The following is a 19,116-nucleotide window of genomic DNA, read 5'->3' as shown; positions in this document are numbered from 1 at the left end:
ATGCGTTTTTGGGCAGAACTTGGACCCATGTCAAGCCCAGGGATGCTCATATCAACACTGTAAGTTCCACACGGTGTAGACATACCCCGGACCAGAACGGGTCCTAGAAATAAGTATTGCACGGTTTATCTGGACGACAAGCCACACCACACACTATGATCGACCGTTACGTCGTTTCCAAGCCCGTGATAGTGCAACCCAGATAGGCGCCACTTCTATTCCCTCATCGCGGGAGAGCTGGCGACGGGTACGGCGGCGGGCGTGCAGCAGAAATCCGACGCCGACGCCGATCACGAGGTATTGCACCGAGAACGCCACCCGGAAGGCATCGAGGGCGTACAGGTCGCTGGCCGCTCCTCCGGCGACCTTCCATCCGTTCTGCAGGTCGAGCAGCAGCCCCACCAGGTACATCGTGACGAAACTCGCGGTGAACCCGCCGACGTTGACCACACCGTTGGCCGAACCGAGACTGCGTTGCGGGTTAAAGGTGCGGGCAAAATCAAAGCCGATAAGCGAACCGGGACCGCCAATGCCGAGGACCACGAGCAAAAGCACAATGGTCCAGAGTGGCGGAACACCGGGCCAGAGCAGAACGAGCGCCCAGGCGGCAGCGATACCCGCGACTATTCCCAGCACGATATTGCTGCGACGCAGGGGGTGGCGTGCCGTCAGCAGGCCGAGAATTGGTCCGAACACGAGCCCGGCCCCGACCAGCACGGTCAGCATGGCGGCAGCGAAAGCTGGCTCGTAGCCGAGGCCGAAGACCATGAACGGATAGCCCCAGAGCAGGCTGAACACGGTGCCGGCGGACTGCGTCACATAGTGCGACCAGAACCCGAGCTGGGTGCCTGGACGTTTGAAACTGTGTCGAAGCTGGGTCAACGCGATGGCCAGGCTGTTCGCCCTGACCTGCTCGGTCATGTCGCTGGGGCGGTCCCTCACGAAGATGATGACCACTATCAGGGCGACGACGGCGACGGAGGCGGCCGAGAGAAAGGCCGGCACCCATCCACTCGTGTGCAGCAGCCAGGCCAAGGGGACCGCGGACAGAACCTGCCCGAGCTGGCCGATGTTGCCCATCCACTGGGACAGCAGCGGAACGATGTGGCCGCTGAACCACGAGCTGATCAGGCGGATCATGGAGATGAAGATGGTCGCATCGCCAGCACCCACGAGAATACGGCCCACGACGGCAAGAGTAATGTCCGGTGCGAGCGCGAGGGTGACCTGCCCGATCACCATGAGTGCGGTGCCGGTGATCATGAGCACGCGCGGCCCAAAACGATCGATCAGAACGCCGACCGGAATCTGCGCCGCGGCATAGACCAGGAGCTGCACAACCGCGAGGCTCGAGAGCACGGCAGCCGAGCCGCCGAAACGCTCGGTAGCTGCCACCCCCGCAATTCCCATCGAGGTGCGCTGGAGCACGGCAGACAGGTACGCGAACGATCCTATGACAAAGATCAGGGTGGATCGACGGGAGTTCACTCGTCCCAACTTACCGCGCTCAAGCCTGCCCCAGTTTGGGAATGCCCCCGTCGGTACCCGTCGTTAGGCCGACGGGCCGTCGTCGCGGCTGCGACGCAGAGCCAGGAAATTCTCCAGTTCAGCAGCGATTTCGTCGGCCGAGGGCAGTTCGCCGTCTTCGTCTGTCAGCGGTGACCGTAATGGGCTGCCTTCCATGTACGCGTCATAGCGCTGCTCAAGGGTGCCAACGAGCTTGGACAGTTCGGGGTTGTCCCGCACTTGGTCGTTGATCCGTGCGACGAACTCACGGTTGGCTTCGCGCAGGCGATCGGTGGGAAAGATCAACCCGGTCGACGCGCTTGTGCTTTCCAGCGCGCTCAACGCCGCCGCGGGAAATTCGGTATCGCCCAGGTAGTGCGGGACCAGCAAAACGTAGCCGACCGTTGAAGCGCCACGCTCCTGCAGACGAAATTCGAGCAGGTGAAGCACGTTGGCCGCAACCTGGGTGTGTGGGCGCCACACCGAACGGTTCTCGATCAGGTCGGAGCGATTGCCGCTGACGGTCACACCGATCGGGCGGGTGTGTGGAACGGGCATCGGAATGGCATGCACCCAGGTGGTCGAAGCAACGGTGAACCGATCCACCAGTTGCATCACAGCGGCCGTGAATTGCTCCCAGCGAAAGTCGGGCTCGAACCCGGCCAGGAACAAGAACGGCTGTCCGATCTCGTCACGAGCCAGATAAAGGCGCAGTGACGGCGGCTGATAGTCGGTCAAGTGGTCCTGATCAAAGTAAATGATCGGGCGCCTCGCTCGGTAGTCAAGCAGAGCGTCCGTATCGAAGGACGCGACGACGGTGTGCTCGAGATTGGTGAGGAGATAGTCAGTGAATTGCGCGACCGCTCCACCGGCATCCGCAAAGCCGGTCAGGCCCGCGACCAGGTGTAATCCCTCCGAAACGCCATCGGCGTCCGAGGTCAGTTCGTACAGCTCAGCAGGGTCTAACATGCTTTAACTCTAATCCGCACTGCCGGTTTTAGGTGGCTTCTGACGGAGTGCCGAGAGCGAACACCTCGCCCACTCGCACTGCCGGCCACCGGCGATCCTTCTCCCGGTGGCTACCATCGAAGTATGACCGTTCCTACCCTGTCCCTGTCCACCGAGTCCGCCATCGACTCTCCCGCCGCGATTGTCATTGTCGCTGCCCAACAAACGGATGACGGTGCGCGCCTCATCGCGACCGGAAGCGACACACTGATCGCCGCCATCACATCCCAGCTTCCGCTCCTCGGCGTGACCGGCGCCCGCGATGAGGTCGTACGGCTGGTCACCAACGACGATTCACCGCGCGCGATCGCGATCGTAGGACTTGGACGGACCGTCGACACCGACGCTTTGCGGCACGCTGCCGGTTCCGCTGTACGCCAGCTGACCGGCGTCGCCGCGTTAGCCTTCGCCATTTCGCTGACCGATGCCGATCAGGTCGAGGCCGTGCTCGAGGGCGCAGCTCTCGGCGGCTACTCCTACACCGCGTACCGACACAGCTCGCTCGCCGCGGCCAAGCTGCCGGCGTCGAGTGTCATCGTGCACACCTCGATCATGGCGCCCAACGCTATTGCGCGGTCCAGCGCAAACGCCGAGGCGATCCGCCTGGTCAAGGACCTCGTGAACATGCCCCCGCTTGATCTGTACCCCGAGTCGCTCGCCGCGGCCGCGGTCGAAGCAGCCACCGGCCTCCCGATCGCCGTCACAGTCTGGGACGAGCAGCCGCTGGTCGCCGATGGTTTCGGCGGCATCGCTGGAGTCGGTGCAGGCTCGACCCGCCCGCCACGCCTGGTCAAGCTCAGCTACACGCCGAGTGGAGCCGACAAGCACCTGGCGCTCGTCGGCAAGGGCATCACCTTTGACACCGGCGGACTCTCGCTCAAGCCGCCGGCATCCATGGTGGGGATGAAATACGACATGACCGGCGCAGCCACGGTGCTCGCAGTCGTGCTCGCCGCGGCGCGGCTGGAACTGCCCGTGCGAATCACTGCCTGGATGTGCATTGCCGAAAACATGCCCTCCGGTTCGGCCATCCGTCCCAACGATGTGCTGCGCATGCGCGGCGGACGCACCGTCGAGGTGCTCAACACGGATGCCGAGGGCCGCCTCGTACTCGCCGACGGTCTCGTCGCAGCAGCAGAGGAACAGCCCGACGCCATCATCGACGTCGCCACCCTGACCGGAGCCGCCGTGGTCGCCCTCGGCACCCGGTATTTCGGCATCATGGGCGACGATACCCTGGTGCAACGGGTCCTCGCAGCCAGCGCTGCCGTTGGCGAGGCAGCCTGGCCGATGCCGTTCCCCGATGAGCTGCGCGCCACCCTCAACTCCGATGTGGCCGACATCGCCAACGCCAAGATCGGCAGCACTGCCGGCGGCATGCTGCTCGCGGGGGTGTTTCTGAGGGAATTCATCGGAACGGATGCCGTCGGAACGACGATCCCGTGGGCTCACCTCGACATTGCCGGGCCGGCCCAGAACTCGGGAACGGGGTGGGGATTCACCGCCGCCGGACCGACCGGGGTAGCTGTCCGGGCCCTGCTTCGACTGGCCGAGGACTTTTCACGCCCGTAGTACAGTCGTAGGGGCAAGAAAAAGCTTGTCAAACCACGTGGCCGTTCAGCACAATTTCATCGGCCGTCGTGACAAAGCGTTAAGCGCGAGGGAGTAGCTGAGTGTCGGAACAGAACTTTGACATTGTCGTTCTCGGTGGCGGAAGCGGTGGATACGCAGCAGCGCTGCGGGCCGTGCAGCTGGGATTCACCGTTGGTCTGATCGAGAAGGGCAAACTTGGCGGCACCTGCCTGCACGTCGGCTGCATTCCGACCAAGGCTCTCCTGCACTCGGCCGAGGTCGCCGATGTTAGCCGCGAGTCGGCCAAATACGGTGTCAAGACCTCGTTTGAGGGCATTGACATCGCTGCGGTCACCGCGTTTCGCGAGGGCATCGTCGCGAGCAAGTACAAGGGGCTGCAGGGCCTGGTCAAGGCTCGCGGCATCACCGTGATCGAGGGCGAAGGCCATCTCGTCTCCCCCACGACCGTTCAGGTCGGCGAGGATACGATCGTCGGCAAGAACGTCATCCTCGCGACCGGCTCCTACTCCCGTTCGCTGCCGGGCCTCGAGATCGGCGGCCGCGTCATCACGAGCGAGACCGCTCTGGCCCTGGACTACGTGCCCAAGAAGGTTGCCGTGCTCGGCGGCGGCGTGATTGGTGTCGAGTTCGCGAGTGTCTGGAAGTCCTTTGGCGCCGACGTAACGATCATCGAAGCCCTCCCGCACCTCGTTCCCAACGAAGAAGAGTCGATCTCGAAGCAGCTGGAACGCGCGTTCCGCAAGCGCGGGATCGAATATTCCCTCGGCATCCGTTTTCAGAGTGTCACGCAGTCGGACGCTGGCGTCGTCGTTACCTTAGAAAACGGTGCGACCGTCGAGGCCGACCTGCTGCTCGTCGCCGTCGGCCGCGGCCCGGTCACGGCCGGACTCGGCTTCGATGAAGTCGGCGTCACCATGGATCGCGGCTTCGTCATTACTGACAAGCGTCTCGCCACGAACATCCCCGGCGTCTACGCCGTCGGCGACATCGTTCCCGGCCTGCAGCTGGCCCACCGTGGTTTTCAGCAGGGAATCTTCGTCGCAGAAGAAATCGCCGGCCTGAACCCGATCCTCGTCGAGGACATCAACATTCCCAAGGTCACCTACTGCGACCCTGAAGTTGCCTCCGTCGGCTACAGCGAAGCGAAGGCTGCGGACAAGTTCGGTGCCGAGCAGATCTCGACCTATGAGTACAACCTCGGTGGCAACGGCAAGAGTTCGATTCTCGGTACCGCCGGGTCGGTCAAGCTCGTTCGGGTGAAGGACGGTCCCATCGTGGGCATCCACATGATCGGTGCCCGTGTCGGCGAACTCATCGGCGAAGGCCAGCTCGTTGTGAACTGGGAAGCGTACCCGGAGGACATTGCCCCGTTCCTGCACGCCCACCCGACGCAGAATGAAGCGATGGGTGAGGCCTTCCTGGCTCTCGCCGGCAAACCGCTTCACGCGATGTAGTCGGATACCTGTTCTTATCCCATTTTCAGACATACAAACGGTTTTGAAGGAGACATGCGCATGAGCGAATCCGTCAGCCTCCCGGCACTCGGAGAGAGTGTCACAGAGGGCACGGTCACCCGCTGGCTCAAGAACGTGGGCGACCGCGTGGAGGTCGACGAGCCGCTGCTCGAGGTATCGACCGACAAGGTGGACACGGAAATTCCGTCCCCGGTCGCCGGCATCATTGAAGCCATCCTGGTGCAGGAAGACGAGACCGTCGAGGTCGGAACGCCGCTCGTGACAATCGGCGACGGGTCCGGCGCAGCTGCTCCAGCANGCTCGTGACAATCGGCGACGGGTCCGGCGCAGCTGCTCCAGCAGTCGAGGTACCCGTCGAGGCACCCGTCGAGGCTCCCGCAGCCCCCGTGGCAGAGGTGGTTGCCGCACCGGTCGGCGCACCCGCACCCGCACCGGTCGCCGCACCCGCACCCGCACCGGTCGCAGCACCCGCACCGGTCGCAGCACCGGTCGCCGCACCGGTAGTCGCATCCGCTCCGACCCCCATTGCCGCAGCGCCCGCTGCGGTTGTGGAGGCTCCGGTCGCCCGCGGTTCGCACGCCGGGACCAGCGGGTACGTCACCCCGATCGTGCGCAAGCTCGCCAACGAGGCCGGTGTCGACCTGTCGACCATCAGCGGCACCGGAGTGGGCGGACGCATCCGCAAGGAAGACATCGTGCAGGCTTCGTCAGCGCGGCCAGCCACGGCCGCGCCGGTCGTTGAGGTCTCGCCGCTGCGCGGAACCACCCAGCCGATGTCGCGCCTGCGCAAGGTCGTCGCCGAGCGTGCTGTCATCTCGATGCAATCATCCGCTCAGCTCACGACTGTGGTCGAGGTCGATGTCACCCGTGTCGCCATGCTGCGTGACCAGGTCAAGGATGCGTTCGCCGAGAAGACCGGCAACAAGCTCTCGTTCCTGCCGTTCTTCGCCCTGGCCGCGGCCGAGGCACTTCGTGCCATCCCGATCGTGAACGCCACGATCGAGGGCGACACGATCGTCTATCCGGCCCAGGAAAACATTAGCATCGCGGTCGATACCGAACGTGGTCTGCTGACTCCGGTTGTGCGTAACGCCGGCGAACTCGATCTGGCCGGTTTTGCCGCCCAGATCGCGGATCTCGCTGCCCGCACCCGGGACAATAAACTTAAGCCCGACGAGCTCAGCGGCGGAACATTCACCCTGACCAACACCGGTTCGCGTGGCGCCCTGTTTGACACTCCCGTGGTGTTCCTGCCGCAGAGCGCCATCCTGGGCACCGGCATCGTGTATAAGAAGCCGCTCGTCGTCACTACCGACGGCCTCGACGCGATCGCGATTCGTTCGAGCGTGTACCTCGCGCTGTCCTACGATCACCGCATTGTCGACGGAGCGGATGCTGCCCGCTTCCTCACCACGATGAAGGCACGTCTGGAAGCTGGAGCGTTCGAGGGCAACCTCGGTATCTAAACTCCAGGATCTGTCGACGCTGAACAATTCAGTAGTCGAAAATCTCACGAAGACGCCAGCCGCCCTCGCCCTTGACTGCAAGGACCGAGGCCGGCTGGCCTTTTTTGTTCCCGGCGACAGGGGCCAGTGCGACAACGGCCAGGTTGCCGGTTCGTTCCGCGAGGGTCGGCAGAAAGCCCACGTAGTCTGGCAGTTGCAGCCCTGACCCGCCCTGTTGCTGCTGACGCGTGTCGTAGCTGTCCAGAGCCAGCACGGCCGAGCCGGTCTGGTCGACGTCCACCAGGCAGACGAGGGACGCCGCAGCGAGGCAAGCGGCGCGGCCGGCCAACAGCGCCATCACGGCCGCGACCGGATCATCCCCCGCAATCGCAGCTGCATCCGGCGTTTGAAGGCCCGACGGGGCACCACTGGGCTGGCTCTGGTCTGAAGAATGGTCGCTATTCTCCGGTGTCGCGGCCGTTGCGGGCGGGCCGGCAGCCACCGCGTCGGCGACCGGACCGGGTCGCCCGGAGTGCCCGGTTAGCGGAAACAACGTCAGTGCCAGCACGAGCACACTGACTCCGCCCAGACCCGCCACCAGGATAGGTCGCCGACGACCATGCAGTCGTTTACGCAGGCCATGCTTCAGGGCCTCGACCGGGCGCGCGTCAACCAAGCTGTTGAGCAGCCGGCTGAGGCGCTGCCGAGACCCGGCGGCCCGCGCCACAAAGTTGCTGAGGGCCCAGGAAGGCGATCTCACGCACGCATTCAAAGCGGAAGGATACGGGTCGGGCTCGTGCAAAACGGTTTCGTCGTCTTCTGGGGCGTACCGGCCCGGCGCAGTCCGTTCGGTGGCATGGCCGCGTTCGCTGAACGCGGCTCGGACCTGCACTTTTCCGATCCGCCGGGCTGGCTCCGCAATCTCCCGGCCACCGATCGACGGGCCAGCCGACCAGGCGTTGCCGGGATTCGGTTCGGTGGCGGGTCGAAAACCCCGCAGCGGTTCCGCCTCGGCCCAGTCGAACAGGGCACGTTCCAGATCCACCAGGACCGCTTCCGTCGGTTCCGATGCGAGGAACGCTCCCGCTTCTGCTCCGGACCGACCAGCACTATCGCTTGGATTCACGGCATCGTGGAGCCGACGGATCAGTTCTGCCGCGCCGCGGCTGCGCGCGTCAGTCTCGGCGAGCCCATCACAGACGCACTGCCCGATGGTCGCCAGTCGGGTGTAATCGGCGCGGAGGAGCGGCATCCGTTCTCGTAGGGCGTCGCTGAACTGTCGGATCGCGCCGAACCCGGTTAGCACGGGCCGGCCGGTCGCGTCGAGCAGTATGGTGGCCTGGCTGAGACTGCCGTGCGCGAACTCAGCAGAATGCAGCGCATTCAAGGCCACCACGACGGGGGCGAGGAGGGTGACCACTTCGCCCGGCGACAGCACTGGGTGTTCGATCAAATAACGGGCCAACGACCCCCCGGCGAGCCGTTCCAGGACCAGGCAAATGCGACCATCACCGAGCTGCGCAACATCGAGCAGCCGGACGAGCCCCGGCGCTGCGGCCGAGGTAAGAACGGCGATGTCGCTCTCGATGCTCGCCGACTCGGTGTCGGCACGGAATACCTTGAGGGCAACCATGGTGCCGCTGCCGGAATGTCCTAGATAGATTGAGGCACGGTCCCCCGTGCCGAGCAGCCGAATTAGTCGGTAGCCAGCAACAACGCAGTCGCTGTCCAGCACTGCCGAACCCGGCTCACGATTTCTGTCGACTGTCAACTGCGACCGCGGACCGAGTCGGTTCGGGTCATCGAATCTGATCGGGCCATCGACCGGAGTCGGAGGCACTGCGCTTCGTCGTTTCACGAGACCATGTTCTCGCAAGGAACGGGTCAGAAGACCTGGCAGGCACGCACCGGTGCACAACCGGCGAAGCGGGAAAGCGGGGAGGAGGCCAGGAACTTGTCGGCAGCCAGGCCGGCATAAGTCTGCCGCTTGCCCTGACTCCCTCGCTGACCCCCTAGACTGGGCCAATGCTCGACTTTGTCGTCGCGGGGCTAAGCGCCAACTCCGTGCCGTATGTTGAGGGCCTAGAGCTCCAACGCGCAGTCCACCGTTCCGTCGTCGCCCGTGAGCGACCGGACACAGTCCTCCTCTTGGAGCATCCCGCAGTGTACACAGCGGGTAAACGCACCCTGCCGGAAGAACGCCCTGTCGACGACACCCCGGTGATCGACGTCGACCGCGGCGGCAAAATAACCTGGCACGGCCCGGGGCAGCTAGTCGGCTACCCTATCCTGCACCTGGCAGAACCGGTCGACGTCGTCGGTTACGTTCGTTCCCTCGAGGGCATGTTGATTGAGGTGCTGATCGGATTTGGGATCGACGCCGTCCGGGTAGCCGGACGTTCGGGTGTTTGGGTCGGACCGGCCGGACACGAAGACAAGATCGCCGCCATCGGCATCCGCGTCGCCCAGGGTGTCACCATGCACGGGTTCGCGCTTAACTGCAGCAACTCCCTCGAGCCGTACGACCGCATCATCGCCTGCGGAATTCGCGATGCCGGAGTGACCACAATGTCCCGCGTCCTCGGCCGCACCGTTGAGCCGAGTGAACTCATCGACTCCATCACCGCTGGCTTTCGTCGCGCGCTTGGAGCCGACACCGACAGTCTGAACCCCGTCAGCCTCGACACCGTCAGGACGAACGCATGAATGCAGCACCCGAAGGTCGCAAGCTCCTGCGCCTGGAAATTCGCAACGCCGAAACTCCGATCGAACGGAAGCCAGCCTGGATCAAGACCGTCGCCAGAATGGGCCCCGAATATCAGAAGCTGCAGAGCCTCGTGAAAAGCGAAAACCTGCACACGGTATGCCAGGAAGCCGGCTGCCCCAACATCTTTGAGTGCTGGGAAGACCGCGAAGCCACCTTCTTGATCGGTGGCTCGCAGTGCACGCGGCGCTGTGACTTCTGCCAGATCGACACGGGCAAGCCGGCCGATTACGACACCGACGAGCCGCGCCGCGTCGGCGAATCGGTTGTCGCCATGAACCTGCGCTATGCCACCGTAACCGGTGTGGCCAGGGACGACCTGCCCGACGAGGGGGCCTGGCTCTATGCCGAGACCATTCGCCAGATCCACCAGCAGAGTCCCGGAACCGGCGTCGAGATTCTGGTGCCGGACTTCTCCGGCAACCCGGAGCATCTCGCACAGGTGTTCTCAGCCCAACCGGAGGTTTTCGCGCACAACGTTGAGACCGTACCGCGCATCTTCAAGCGCATCCGTCCAGCCTTTCGCTACGACCGTTCGCTCGACGTCCTCACCCAGGGCCGCAACGCCGGCCTGATCACCAAGTCGAACCTCATCCTGGGAATGGGTGAAGAACGCGCGGAGATCACTCAGGCCCTGCACGACTTGTACGAGGCAGGCACCGACATCATCACCATCACGCAGTACCTGCGGCCGAGTGCCCGACACCTGCCGGTCGCCCGCTGGGTGCGCCCGGAGGAATTCGTCGAACTCAACGAGGAAGCCAGAGAGATCGGTTTTCTCGGCGTGCTCTCCGGTCCGCTGGTGCGCTCGTCCTATCGGGCCGGTCGCCTGTGGGCCCAGTCCATGGTCGCCACCGGGCGCGAAATTCCCGTCGAACTGCGTCAGCTGGCGGATGCCCAGCTCGGTTTTGCCCAAGCAGTCTCCTGATGCGAGAACACCGCCGAATTCGGTCACTCGGCATTCGAGCGACTGGGTAGTCTTGTACCCATGGCACGCAGCAAGGAAAAGACCTCCAAAAAACCGAAGAAGCCCGGCCGCTTGAAGCAAATGTGGCAGGTTTTCCAGATGACGAGACGATATGACTCGAATATCGTCTGGATTCTGGTTCTGGCCTTCCTCATCCCCGTTCTGATCAGCCTGGCGCTGGCCCTGCTGATTCCCGGCAGCAACGTCTTCACGATGGTGCTGTGGATTGTCGCTGGCGTGCTCGCTGGCATTCTGGCGATGCTCATCATTCTGGGGCGGCGCGCTGAGAAAGCCGCCTATTCGCAGATCGAGGGCCAGCCTGGTGCCGTCGGGGCCGTGCTGCGCAGTTCGCTCAAGCGGGGATGGGTTGGCAGTGAAATGCCGGTCGCTGTCAACGGCAAGACACAGGATGCTGTCTATCGCGCTGTCGGTCGCGGTGGGGTCGTACTGATCAGCGAGGGTCCGAAAACGCGTACTACACGCATGCTCGACGAAGAAAAGCGTAAAATCGTGCGCATCGGCGGCAACGTTGGCGTAACGGTCATCTCGGTCGGGCCCGACGACGACGCCGTGCCGCTGCACAAGCTGGCCCGCCGCCTCACCCGGATCAAGCCCACCCTGACCAAGGCCGAAGTTCTTGCGGTCAACAACCGCCTGAACTCCATGGGCACCAAACTTCCCATTCCCAAGGGCGTCGACCCGATGAAGGCACGCCCGCAGCGCGGCTGACTCCAGATAGATTCACCCGATCCCGGGGAACGAGAAGAAGGGCCCACGCTTCGCGTGCGGCCCTTCTTCCAATTTGTTCGGGCTGTGCAGTACCGACCGGCCCCCTACTGACGTATGAGCGCCGTTCCGGCGATCTTGTCGTGGAAGCCGCGCTGATCGGAATCCCACACCAAGGCGGGGAGGGCAATCCCGAGCAGCAGCGAACGCACTACCGGCCGCCACAGCCCGATCCAGCCGCCGTGAATGGAGATGAGCCGCAGGCCAACGAACCGGTGGCCGATACTCGACCCGATTGTCGGAATGAACACGATCTGCATGATGACGAAGATGATCAGGTTCGCGGCCGGATCGTAGTTGAAGAAGATCGCCGACACCGCGATCGCAATGGCCCAGTCGATGGCGAAACCCAGAATTCGTCTCCCCGGCCGCCCGATCGAATTCGGTCCGACCTGGGGTAACCCGAGCCGCTCGCCCGGCCATTTACTGGGTGGCACTGGGCCAAAAGTGTTCGGGCGGGAGTTGGAGTCTGGCACTTGATGAGTCTACCGAGCAGGCTCCCCTGTAACATGTGTGAAACATAAGCGTCACGGACAAGTAACGCAGCGCTACTAATCTCAGTGAAGCCGATGTATCCGATTCGGCTGTTTCCACGCCCACGTCGTCTGGAGTTTATCCGCATGTTCCGCGATTCGTCAGAAGTGCTCAAATTCATCAAAGACACGGACGTCAAGTTCCTTGACATCCGTTTCACCGATCTTCCCGGTGTGCAGCAGCACTTCAACATCCCGGCATCCACCGTTGATGAAGAATTCTTCACCGTTGGTCAGATGTTCGATGGCTCGTCGATCCGCGGTTTCGCGTCGATCCACGAATCCGACATGCAGCTCATCCCCGACGTGTCGACCGCGTACATCGACGCATTCCGTACCGAGCGCACGCTCATTATGTTGTTCGACATCTACAACCCGCGCAACGGCGAGATCTACTCCAAGGACCCGCGCCAGGTAGCCAAGAAGGCTGAAAAGTACCTCGCCTCGACCGGCATCGGCGACACCGCATTCTTCGGCTCGGAAGCCGAGTTCTACATCTTCGACGATGTGCGCTACGAAGTGAATCAGCACACCAGCTTTTACTCCGTCGACTCCGGTGAAGGGGCCTGGAACTCCGGCAAGAAGGAAGAAGGCGGAAACCTCGCCAACAAGACGCCGTTCAAGGGCGGCTACTTTCCGGTCAGCCCGGTTGACCAGCACGCTGACATGCGCGATGACATCTGCCTCAAGCTGATCGAAGCCGGCCTCATCCTTGAGCGCAGCCACCACGAGGTCGGCACCGGCGGCCAGGGCGAGATCAACTACAAGTTCGACACCATGGTGCACGCCGCGGACGACCTGCTCAAGTTCAAGTACATCGTCAAGAACACCGCCCACGACTGGGGCAAGACGGCGACTTTCATGCCCAAGCCGCTCTTCGGCGACAACGGCTCCGGCATGCACACCCACCAGTCCCTCTGGGCCGACGGCAAGCCGTTGTTCTACGATGAGGCCGGCTATGGCGGACTCTCCGATGTGGCTCGCTGGTACATCGGAGGCCTGCTCAAGCACGCCCCGGCCGTTCTCGCGTTCACGAACCCGACGGTGAATTCGTACCACCGTCTCGTCCCCGGCTTCGAAGCACCGGTCAACCTGGTCTACTCAGCCGGCAACCGGTCGGCATCGATCCGTATCCCGATCACCGGCACCAACCCGAAGGCGAAGCGCCTCGAGTTCCGTGCACCCGATGCCTCCGGCAACCCGTACCTTGCCTTCGCTGCACAGCTCATGGCCGGTCTCGACGGCATCAAGAACCGCACCGAACCGCACGAGCCCGTCGACAAGGACCTCTACGAGCTGCCGCCCGAAGAAGCAAAGAACATCCCCCAGGTTCCGGCTTCGCTCGAGGAAGCCTTGCAAGCCCTCGAAGCCGACCACGACTTTCTGCTGGCCGGAAACGTGTTCACCCCTGAGCTGATCGAGACCTGGATCGAGTACAAGCGCGAAAACGAGATCAAGCCGCTCGCCCAGCGCCCGCACCCGTTCGAGTTCGAGCTCTACTACGGGGTCTGAGCCGCCTCACTGAGAAGCCTCAGAGTTAGAAAGGACCGCATCTTTCGGATGCGGTCCTTTTACGTTGCGGATGGGCTCGCGCAGGCTCAGCCGGCTGTGGGACCCGGCCGCTCCACCGGGCCGTAGAACAGCCGTTCAAAGACAGCGCGGGCTCGTCGCGTGACGGCGAGATAGTCGTCCTCCAGCTGGTTGCCCGACCCCGGTGGGTATTCCATCACACGGGCGATACCCTCGAGGGCTGCGCGATCCGTCGGAAGTACGTTCGAGGTGTGATTGGTCCACAGTGTGATGGCCGAGCGCGCGCGGGACGCGAAAATCCAGGCGGTGCGCAACACTGCGGCATCCGCTGCTGGAATCAAACCCGCGGTCACCGCCTCGGTCAGCGCGTGCAGTGTCGACGTCGTGCGGAGCGCCGGAGTGGCTGCGGCGTGTTGTAATTGAAGCAATTGCACGAGCCACTCGACGTCGCTGAGCGACCCGCGGCCCAGCTTGAGGTGCCGGTTCGGGTCGGCTCCCTGCGGCAGGCGCTCGTTCTCGACCCGCGCCTTGATGCGGCGGACCTCACGCACGGCCTGCTCGCTGATATTGCTCGGATACCGCACCTCATCAGCCACGGCCTCGAAGTCGCGCAGCAGCGCGACATCCCCGGCGACTCCGCGACCGCGCAGCAGCGCCTGGGCTTCCCAGGTGAGTGACCAGCGCCGGTAGTAGGCCTGGTATGACTCCAGTGACCGCACCACGGGCCCATTGCTGCCCTCGGGGCGCAGGCCGATGTCCAGATCAAGCGGCAGGCGGGCGTCATCGTTCAGCCGGTTGAGTTCACGCACGATGAATCTGGCGCGCTCGTTGGCAGCTTCACCCTCGAGGGCACCGGCGCGAAAGACATACATGACATCGGCGTCGGAGCCGAAACCGAGCTCAGCGCCACCAAAGCGGCCCATACCGATGACCGCGAATTCGATTCCATCGGGTGAAGCGGATGCCGTGCTTTGCGCCGGATCACTGAGTTCGCCTCCGCGAATGGCCGCGATCACACCTTGGATATAGGTTGCATTCACATCGGTGAGGCCCTGACCCAGCTGGTCGAGGTTGATTTGGCCGAGGAGTGAGGCGAACGCCAGGCGGAGCATTTCGCGTCGGCGTGCCGCCCGCAGGATGGTTGCGGCGGCATCCGCACTCTCATGTCGGCCGAGCACCGCACTTGTTTCGTCCCGCAGGGCCTTGAGCGGACGCGGTTGCCGGTCGTCCTCGTCCTCCAACCAGGCGACCGCTTCAGGAATCTTCTCGAGCAGCTCCCCGATGTAGCGGCTGCCGGACAGTACCCGGGTGAGCCGCTCCGCAGCGCCGGACGAGTCGCGCAGCATGCGCAGGAACCAGTAGGTCGAGCCGAGGTTGTCGCTGAGTCGCCGAAACGCGAGAAATCCATAGTCGGGATCAGCCCCCTGGGACAGCCACTGCAGCAGGACGGGCAGCAGATGACGTTGAATTGCCGCGCGTCTCGATACGCCACCCGAGAGCGCCGCGATGTGAGCGAGGGCGCCCTTGGTGTTGAGGAAACCAATCGCGGCCAGCCGAGCCTCCGCCTGCTCGCTGGTCAAATTCAGGCCCTCAGCTGAGAGGGACGCTACCGCGGAAAGCAGTGGACGGTAAAACAGCCGTTCGTGCAAGCCGCGCACGCGTTGCTTGGTCTCCGCCCAGCGGATGGTCAGCCCGGCGGCGCTCGTCGCCAGACCGGTCGACCGCGCCAGCACCCGCAGGTTCGCCTCGTCCCGGGGAACCAAATGTGTACGGCGCAGCTTCTGCAGCTGCAGCCGGTGCTCCATCAGACGCAGCATGCGGTAGTCCTGGGCGAATTCGGTCGCTTCGGCCCGCCCGACGTAGCCGGCCGTGGCCAGTGCGGTCAGGGCGGGGAGGGTGCCGGCCTGGCGCACCTCTGGATCGGTCTGGCCATGCACAAGCTGTAGCAACTGCACCGTAAACTCGATATCGCGCAGACCGCCCGGCCCGAGCTTGAGCTGCACATCGACCTCATCGTCGGGGATATTGTCGGTGACGCGCTCCCGCATCCGCTGCACGGACTCGACGAAATTCTCCCGGCTGGCGCTGCTCCAGACCTTGGGCGTGACGGCGTCGATGTAGCGCCGTCCGAGCTCGGGGTCGCCAGCGAGCGTGCGCGCCTTGAGCAGGGCCTGGAACTCCCAACTCTTGGCCCAGCGATCGTAGTAGGCGAGGTGGGATTTGATCGAACGCACGAGCGCACCGCTCTTACCCTCAGGGCGCAGGTTGGGGTCGACCTCCCAGAGTTCCGGTTCGAGGGCGGATTCTCCCAGGCCACGCATAATGAGTACGGCCAGCCGGGTGGCGATCTCGACGGCGCGGGAGTTTTCCAACCCGACTGTTTCATCACCATCTGCGACAAAGATGACGTCGACATCGCTGACATAGTTGAGTTCACTTGCGCCGGCTTTGCCCATGCCGATAATCGCCAGCCGGGTCGCGCGCACCTGTTCGGCGGGGAACACGCCCCGGCCGGCCGACTCGCCGCTGCACATGGTACGCGCCACGGCGAGGGCGGCCTCGAGGGCCGCCGTCGCGAGGTCGGACAGCGTGCGGGTCACGCCGTCGAGCCCAGCCACAGGGTCGTCCTGTTCGAGGTCGAAGGCCGCTAGTTGCGCCAGCCGCCGGCGATACCGCACCCGAAGGGCGATCCAGGCCTCCTCGTCCACCAGGCGGGAGAATCCGTTGCTCGCGCCCACCGACTCCAATAGGTCGCGCACCAGTTCGTCGACGCTGGGCAGCACAACCAGCGGTGCTTTGAGGACGGACAATTCGTTCGGGTGTCGGAGAAAGAATTCGGCCAGGCCGCTCGAAGCCCCGAGCACTTTGAGCAGACGCCCAGCCGAAGCGGGTGACTGCAGCAGACGGAACAGCTCAGCTGATCCCTGCCGGAGCAGAGCAACCAAGGCGACCAGCGCCGCATCCGGACTGGCCGTTTTTGTCAGGAGCGGCAGCAACTGGCGTGTCTCGGTTAACCGGTCGGTCACCTCGGACGAGCTGTATGCGCTGCTCGCACCGAGGTGCACGACCTCGTCGAGCCGACCGCGCACCTCGGTGAGGTCCACGAAGCCGACCCGAACAAGCTCGGTCAGGGATAAGTGCAAACGCTCCATCGCGGGTGATTCCTTCGATCATCGACACCGGGTGCGAGTTAGAGCATCTCCAGATTTTTCTGCAGCTCAAACGGAGTGACCTGCGACCGGTAGTCGCGCCATTCCTGGCGCTTGTTCAGCAGTACGTAGTTGAAGACCTGTTCCCCGAGTGTCTCTGCGACGAGTTCGGACTCTTCCATGAACTGAATGGCATGGTCGAGGCTCGCCGGCAGCTGCGTGTAGCCGAGGGCACGGCGCTCCGTGTCGCTGAGGCTCCAGACGTTGTCTTCGGCTTCGGGCGGCAGCTCGTAGCCCTCCTCGATGCCCTTGAGGCCGGCAGCCAACATGAGCGAGTAGGCGAGGTAAGGGTTGGCCGCTGAATCGATCGCCCGGTACTCGACTCGAGCGCTCTGGCCCTTGTTCGGCTTGTACAGTGGTACCCGCACGAGGGCCGAGCGGTTGTTGTGGCCCCAGCAGACGAAGCTCGGGGCCTCGTCACCGCCCCACAGCCGCTTGTAGGAATTGACGAACTGGTTGGTCACCGCGGTGATTTCCGGCGCGTGCTTGAGCAGCCCGGCGATGAACTGGCGGCCGATCTTGGATAGCTGATACTTGGCGCCGGCCTCGTAGAACGCGTTCGCGTCGCCCTCAAACAGCGACATGTGGGTGTGCATGCCGGATCCGGGGTGCTCAGACATGGGCTTGGGCATGAACGTCGCGTAGACGCCCTGCTCGATGGCGACTTCCTTGACCACTGTGCGGAAGGTCATGATGTTATCGGCTGTGGTCAGCGCATCGGCGTACCGCAGGTCGATCTCGTTCTGGCCGGGTCCCGCTTCGTGGTGGCTGAACTCCACCGAAATTCCCAGGTCTTCGAGCATGCGCACGGAGCGGCGACGGAAGTCGTGCGCCGTGCCGCCGGGAACGTTGTCGAAGTAGCCGGCCGAGTCGACCGGAATAGGGCCGTTCTTGCCGTACTTCGAGGACTTGAGCAGGTAGAACTCCACCTCGGGGTGAGTGTAAAACGTGAAGCCGCGGTCGGCTGCCTTGGCCAGGGTGCGCTTGAGCACGTTGCGCGGGTCTGCCACGGCGGGCTGCCCGTCGGGCGTGGTGATGTCGCAGAACATGCGGGCTGTCGGGTCGACCTCGCCGCGCCACGGCAGAATCTGGAACGTGGTGGGATCCGGGTGAGCGAGGACATCCGCTTCGAAGGAACGGGTGAGACCCTCGATGGCCGAGCCATCGAAACCGAGGCCTTCATTGAATGCACCTTCAACCTCGGCGGGAGCGATGGCGACCGATTTCAGAGTGCCGACGACATCGGTGAACCAGAGTCGAACGAACTTGATTCCTCGTTCCTCGATGGTCCGAAGAACGAAGTCGCGCTGCTTGTCCATTCACGCTCTTTCTGATTGCTCCAACTTTAATAACTACTGCTTAGGCTACTGGCTCCAGGGACGATTGCTTGCCTGACTAAACTTGTCGCATGCCAAAGTTGACAGTGCCAGAGCCCACGGTCCCTCCCGCCGATGTCGCGGTTCAGCAGCCGTACGGACACGCGCCCGAGGGCCCCAAACGGGTACGCACCAGACATTTCCAGACCGCCAAGCTGCAGGGCATTCCGATTACCGGCCTGACCAGCTACGACATGCTCACCGCACAGATTTTCGATGAGGCCGGTATCGACTTTCTCCTAGTCGGTGATTCCGCCGGCAATAACGTCTTCGGATACGAAACCACCCTGCCGGTCACGGTTGACGAGCTCATTCCGCTGACCCGCGCCGTAGCACGCGCGGTCACCCGCGCGCTCGTCGTCGCGGACATGCCGTTTGGGTCCTACGAGAGCGGGCCAGATCAGGCCCTGGCCACGGCCGTGCGGTTCATGAAGGAAGCCCAGGCGCACGCGGTCAAGCTGGAGGGTGGGGAGCGCAGCCACAAACAGATTCGGCGCATCGTGTCGGCTGGTATCCCGGTGATGGGTCATATCGGCTTCACCCCGCAGAGCGAGCACGGGCTCGGCGGCCACATCATCCAGGGGCGCGGCGAAGCGGCCGAGGCCCTCATTATCGACGCCCTCGCCGTGCAGGAGGCCGGGGCCTTTGCCGTGGTCCTCGAAATGGTTCCGGCCTCGGTCGCCGCTCAGGTGACCGAACGCCTGTCGATCCCGACTATCGGGGTCGGTGCCGGACCATCCGTTGACGGTCAATTGCTGGTCTGGACCGATTTCGCCGGTATGACCAGCGGCCGGGTACCTCGGTTTGTGCGCCAGTATGCTGACGTGCGAGCTGTGCTGACGGATGCCGTACAACGGTTCACCGCCGATGTCGCCTCTGGTGCCTACCCGGCTCCAGAGCACAGCTACGAGTAGCACGCCTGCG

Annotated in this window: 13 protein-coding genes and 1 pseudogene; 8 read left to right on the top strand and 6 right to left on the bottom strand. The window is 63.8% G+C overall.

All coding sequences use genetic code 11. From position 1 onward, the window contains the following. Positions 1–153: 153 nt before the first annotated feature. Together CXY73_RS15190 and CXY73_RS15185 are read right to left on the bottom strand one after the other, a co-directional pair. Complete coding sequence (locus CXY73_RS15190; RefSeq protein WP_104178174.1) at positions 154–1,488, bottom strand: nitrate/nitrite transporter; 1,335 nt, start codon at positions 1,486–1,488, stop codon at positions 154–156. A gap of 63 nt (positions 1,489–1,551) precedes the next feature. Then, positions 1,552–2,475, bottom strand: coding sequence for a proteasome assembly chaperone family protein (locus CXY73_RS15185; protein WP_104134324.1), 924 nt, complete (start codon positions 2,473–2,475; stop codon positions 1,552–1,554). A gap of 123 nt (positions 2,476–2,598) precedes the next feature. On the opposite strand from CXY73_RS15185, the gene CXY73_RS15180 reads away from it, so the two are divergent. The 3 genes and pseudogenes from CXY73_RS15180 (at position 2,599) to CXY73_RS15165 (ending at position 7,048) form a co-directional block, all read left to right on the top strand. Beyond that, a complete protein-coding gene (locus CXY73_RS15180; RefSeq protein ID WP_104178173.1) occupies positions 2,599–4,086 on the top strand; it encodes a leucyl aminopeptidase in 1,488 nt (495 codons plus the stop codon). A 101-nt stretch (positions 4,087–4,187) separates the two neighbouring features. Further along, positions 4,188–5,561 carry a dihydrolipoyl dehydrogenase gene (lpdA, locus tag CXY73_RS15175; protein ID WP_104178172.1) on the top strand — a complete coding sequence of 458 codons (1,374 nt, stop codon included), beginning with the start codon at positions 4,188–4,190 and terminating at the stop codon, positions 5,559–5,561. 60 nt (positions 5,562–5,621) lie between these two features. Then, positions 5,622–7,048: pseudogene (locus CXY73_RS15165) on the top strand (2-oxo acid dehydrogenase subunit E2). A gap of 28 nt (positions 7,049–7,076) precedes the next feature. Here the strand turns inward: CXY73_RS15165 and CXY73_RS15160 are convergent. Further along, positions 7,077–8,762, bottom strand: coding sequence for a protein kinase (locus CXY73_RS15160; protein WP_158254138.1), 1,686 nt, complete (start codon positions 8,760–8,762; stop codon positions 7,077–7,079). 290 nt (positions 8,763–9,052) lie between these two features. On the opposite strand from CXY73_RS15160, the gene lipB reads away from it, so the two are divergent. Genes lipB through CXY73_RS15145 form a run of 3 tightly spaced genes read left to right on the top strand, consistent with a single transcriptional unit; the run spans position 9,053 to position 11,487 of the window. After that, positions 9,053–9,733 carry a lipoyl(octanoyl) transferase LipB gene (gene lipB, locus CXY73_RS15155; RefSeq protein ID WP_104134719.1) on the top strand — a complete coding sequence of 227 codons (681 nt, stop codon included), beginning with the start codon at positions 9,053–9,055 and terminating at the stop codon, positions 9,731–9,733. Continuing rightward, a complete protein-coding gene (gene lipA, locus CXY73_RS15150) occupies positions 9,730–10,719 on the top strand; it encodes a lipoyl synthase (RefSeq protein ID WP_104178168.1) in 990 nt (329 codons plus the stop codon). The genes lipB and lipA overlap by 4 nt, the downstream gene beginning before the upstream one ends. A gap of 60 nt (positions 10,720–10,779) precedes the next feature. Beyond that, positions 10,780–11,487 carry a DUF4191 domain-containing protein gene (locus CXY73_RS15145; protein ID WP_104178167.1) on the top strand — a complete coding sequence of 236 codons (708 nt, stop codon included), beginning with the start codon at positions 10,780–10,782 and terminating at the stop codon, positions 11,485–11,487. A 104-nt stretch (positions 11,488–11,591) separates the two neighbouring features. On the opposite strand, the gene CXY73_RS15140 is transcribed toward CXY73_RS15145, so the two are convergent. Beyond that, positions 11,592–12,020 carry an RDD family protein gene (locus tag CXY73_RS15140; RefSeq protein WP_104134721.1) on the bottom strand — a complete coding sequence of 143 codons (429 nt, stop codon included), beginning with the start codon at positions 12,018–12,020 and terminating at the stop codon, positions 11,592–11,594. Positions 12,021–12,164: 144 nt separating this feature from the next. Between CXY73_RS15140 and glnA the strand changes: the two genes are divergently transcribed. After that, entirely contained in the window at positions 12,165–13,589 is a 1,425-nt protein-coding gene (gene glnA / locus CXY73_RS15135; RefSeq protein ID WP_104134755.1) for a type I glutamate--ammonia ligase, read from the top strand. A gap of 86 nt (positions 13,590–13,675) precedes the next feature. Here glnA and CXY73_RS15130 read toward each other — a convergent pair whose 3' ends face one another. Beyond that, positions 13,676–16,759 (bottom strand): bifunctional [glutamine synthetase] adenylyltransferase/[glutamine synthetase]-adenylyl-L-tyrosine phosphorylase, encoded by a 3,084-nt coding sequence (locus tag CXY73_RS15130; protein WP_104178166.1) that lies wholly within the window; start codon positions 16,757–16,759, stop codon positions 13,676–13,678. 38 nt (positions 16,760–16,797) lie between these two features. Then, a complete protein-coding gene (locus CXY73_RS15125; protein ID WP_092108031.1) occupies positions 16,798–18,135 on the bottom strand; it encodes a glutamine synthetase family protein in 1,338 nt (445 codons plus the stop codon). An 89-nt stretch (positions 18,136–18,224) separates the two neighbouring features. On the opposite strand from CXY73_RS15125, the gene panB reads away from it, so the two are divergent. After that, entirely contained in the window at positions 18,225–19,106 is an 882-nt protein-coding gene (panB, locus tag CXY73_RS15120) for a 3-methyl-2-oxobutanoate hydroxymethyltransferase (RefSeq protein ID WP_104134722.1), read from the top strand. The last annotated feature ends 10 nt before the right edge of the window (positions 19,107–19,116 follow it).

It is taken from the genome of Cryobacterium sp. Y50, assembly GCF_002929805.1.
In the GTDB taxonomy this organism is placed as follows: Bacteria; Actinomycetota; Actinomycetes; order Actinomycetales; family Microbacteriaceae; genus Cryobacterium.
This window is presented reverse-complemented; position numbering and strand designations above follow the sequence as displayed.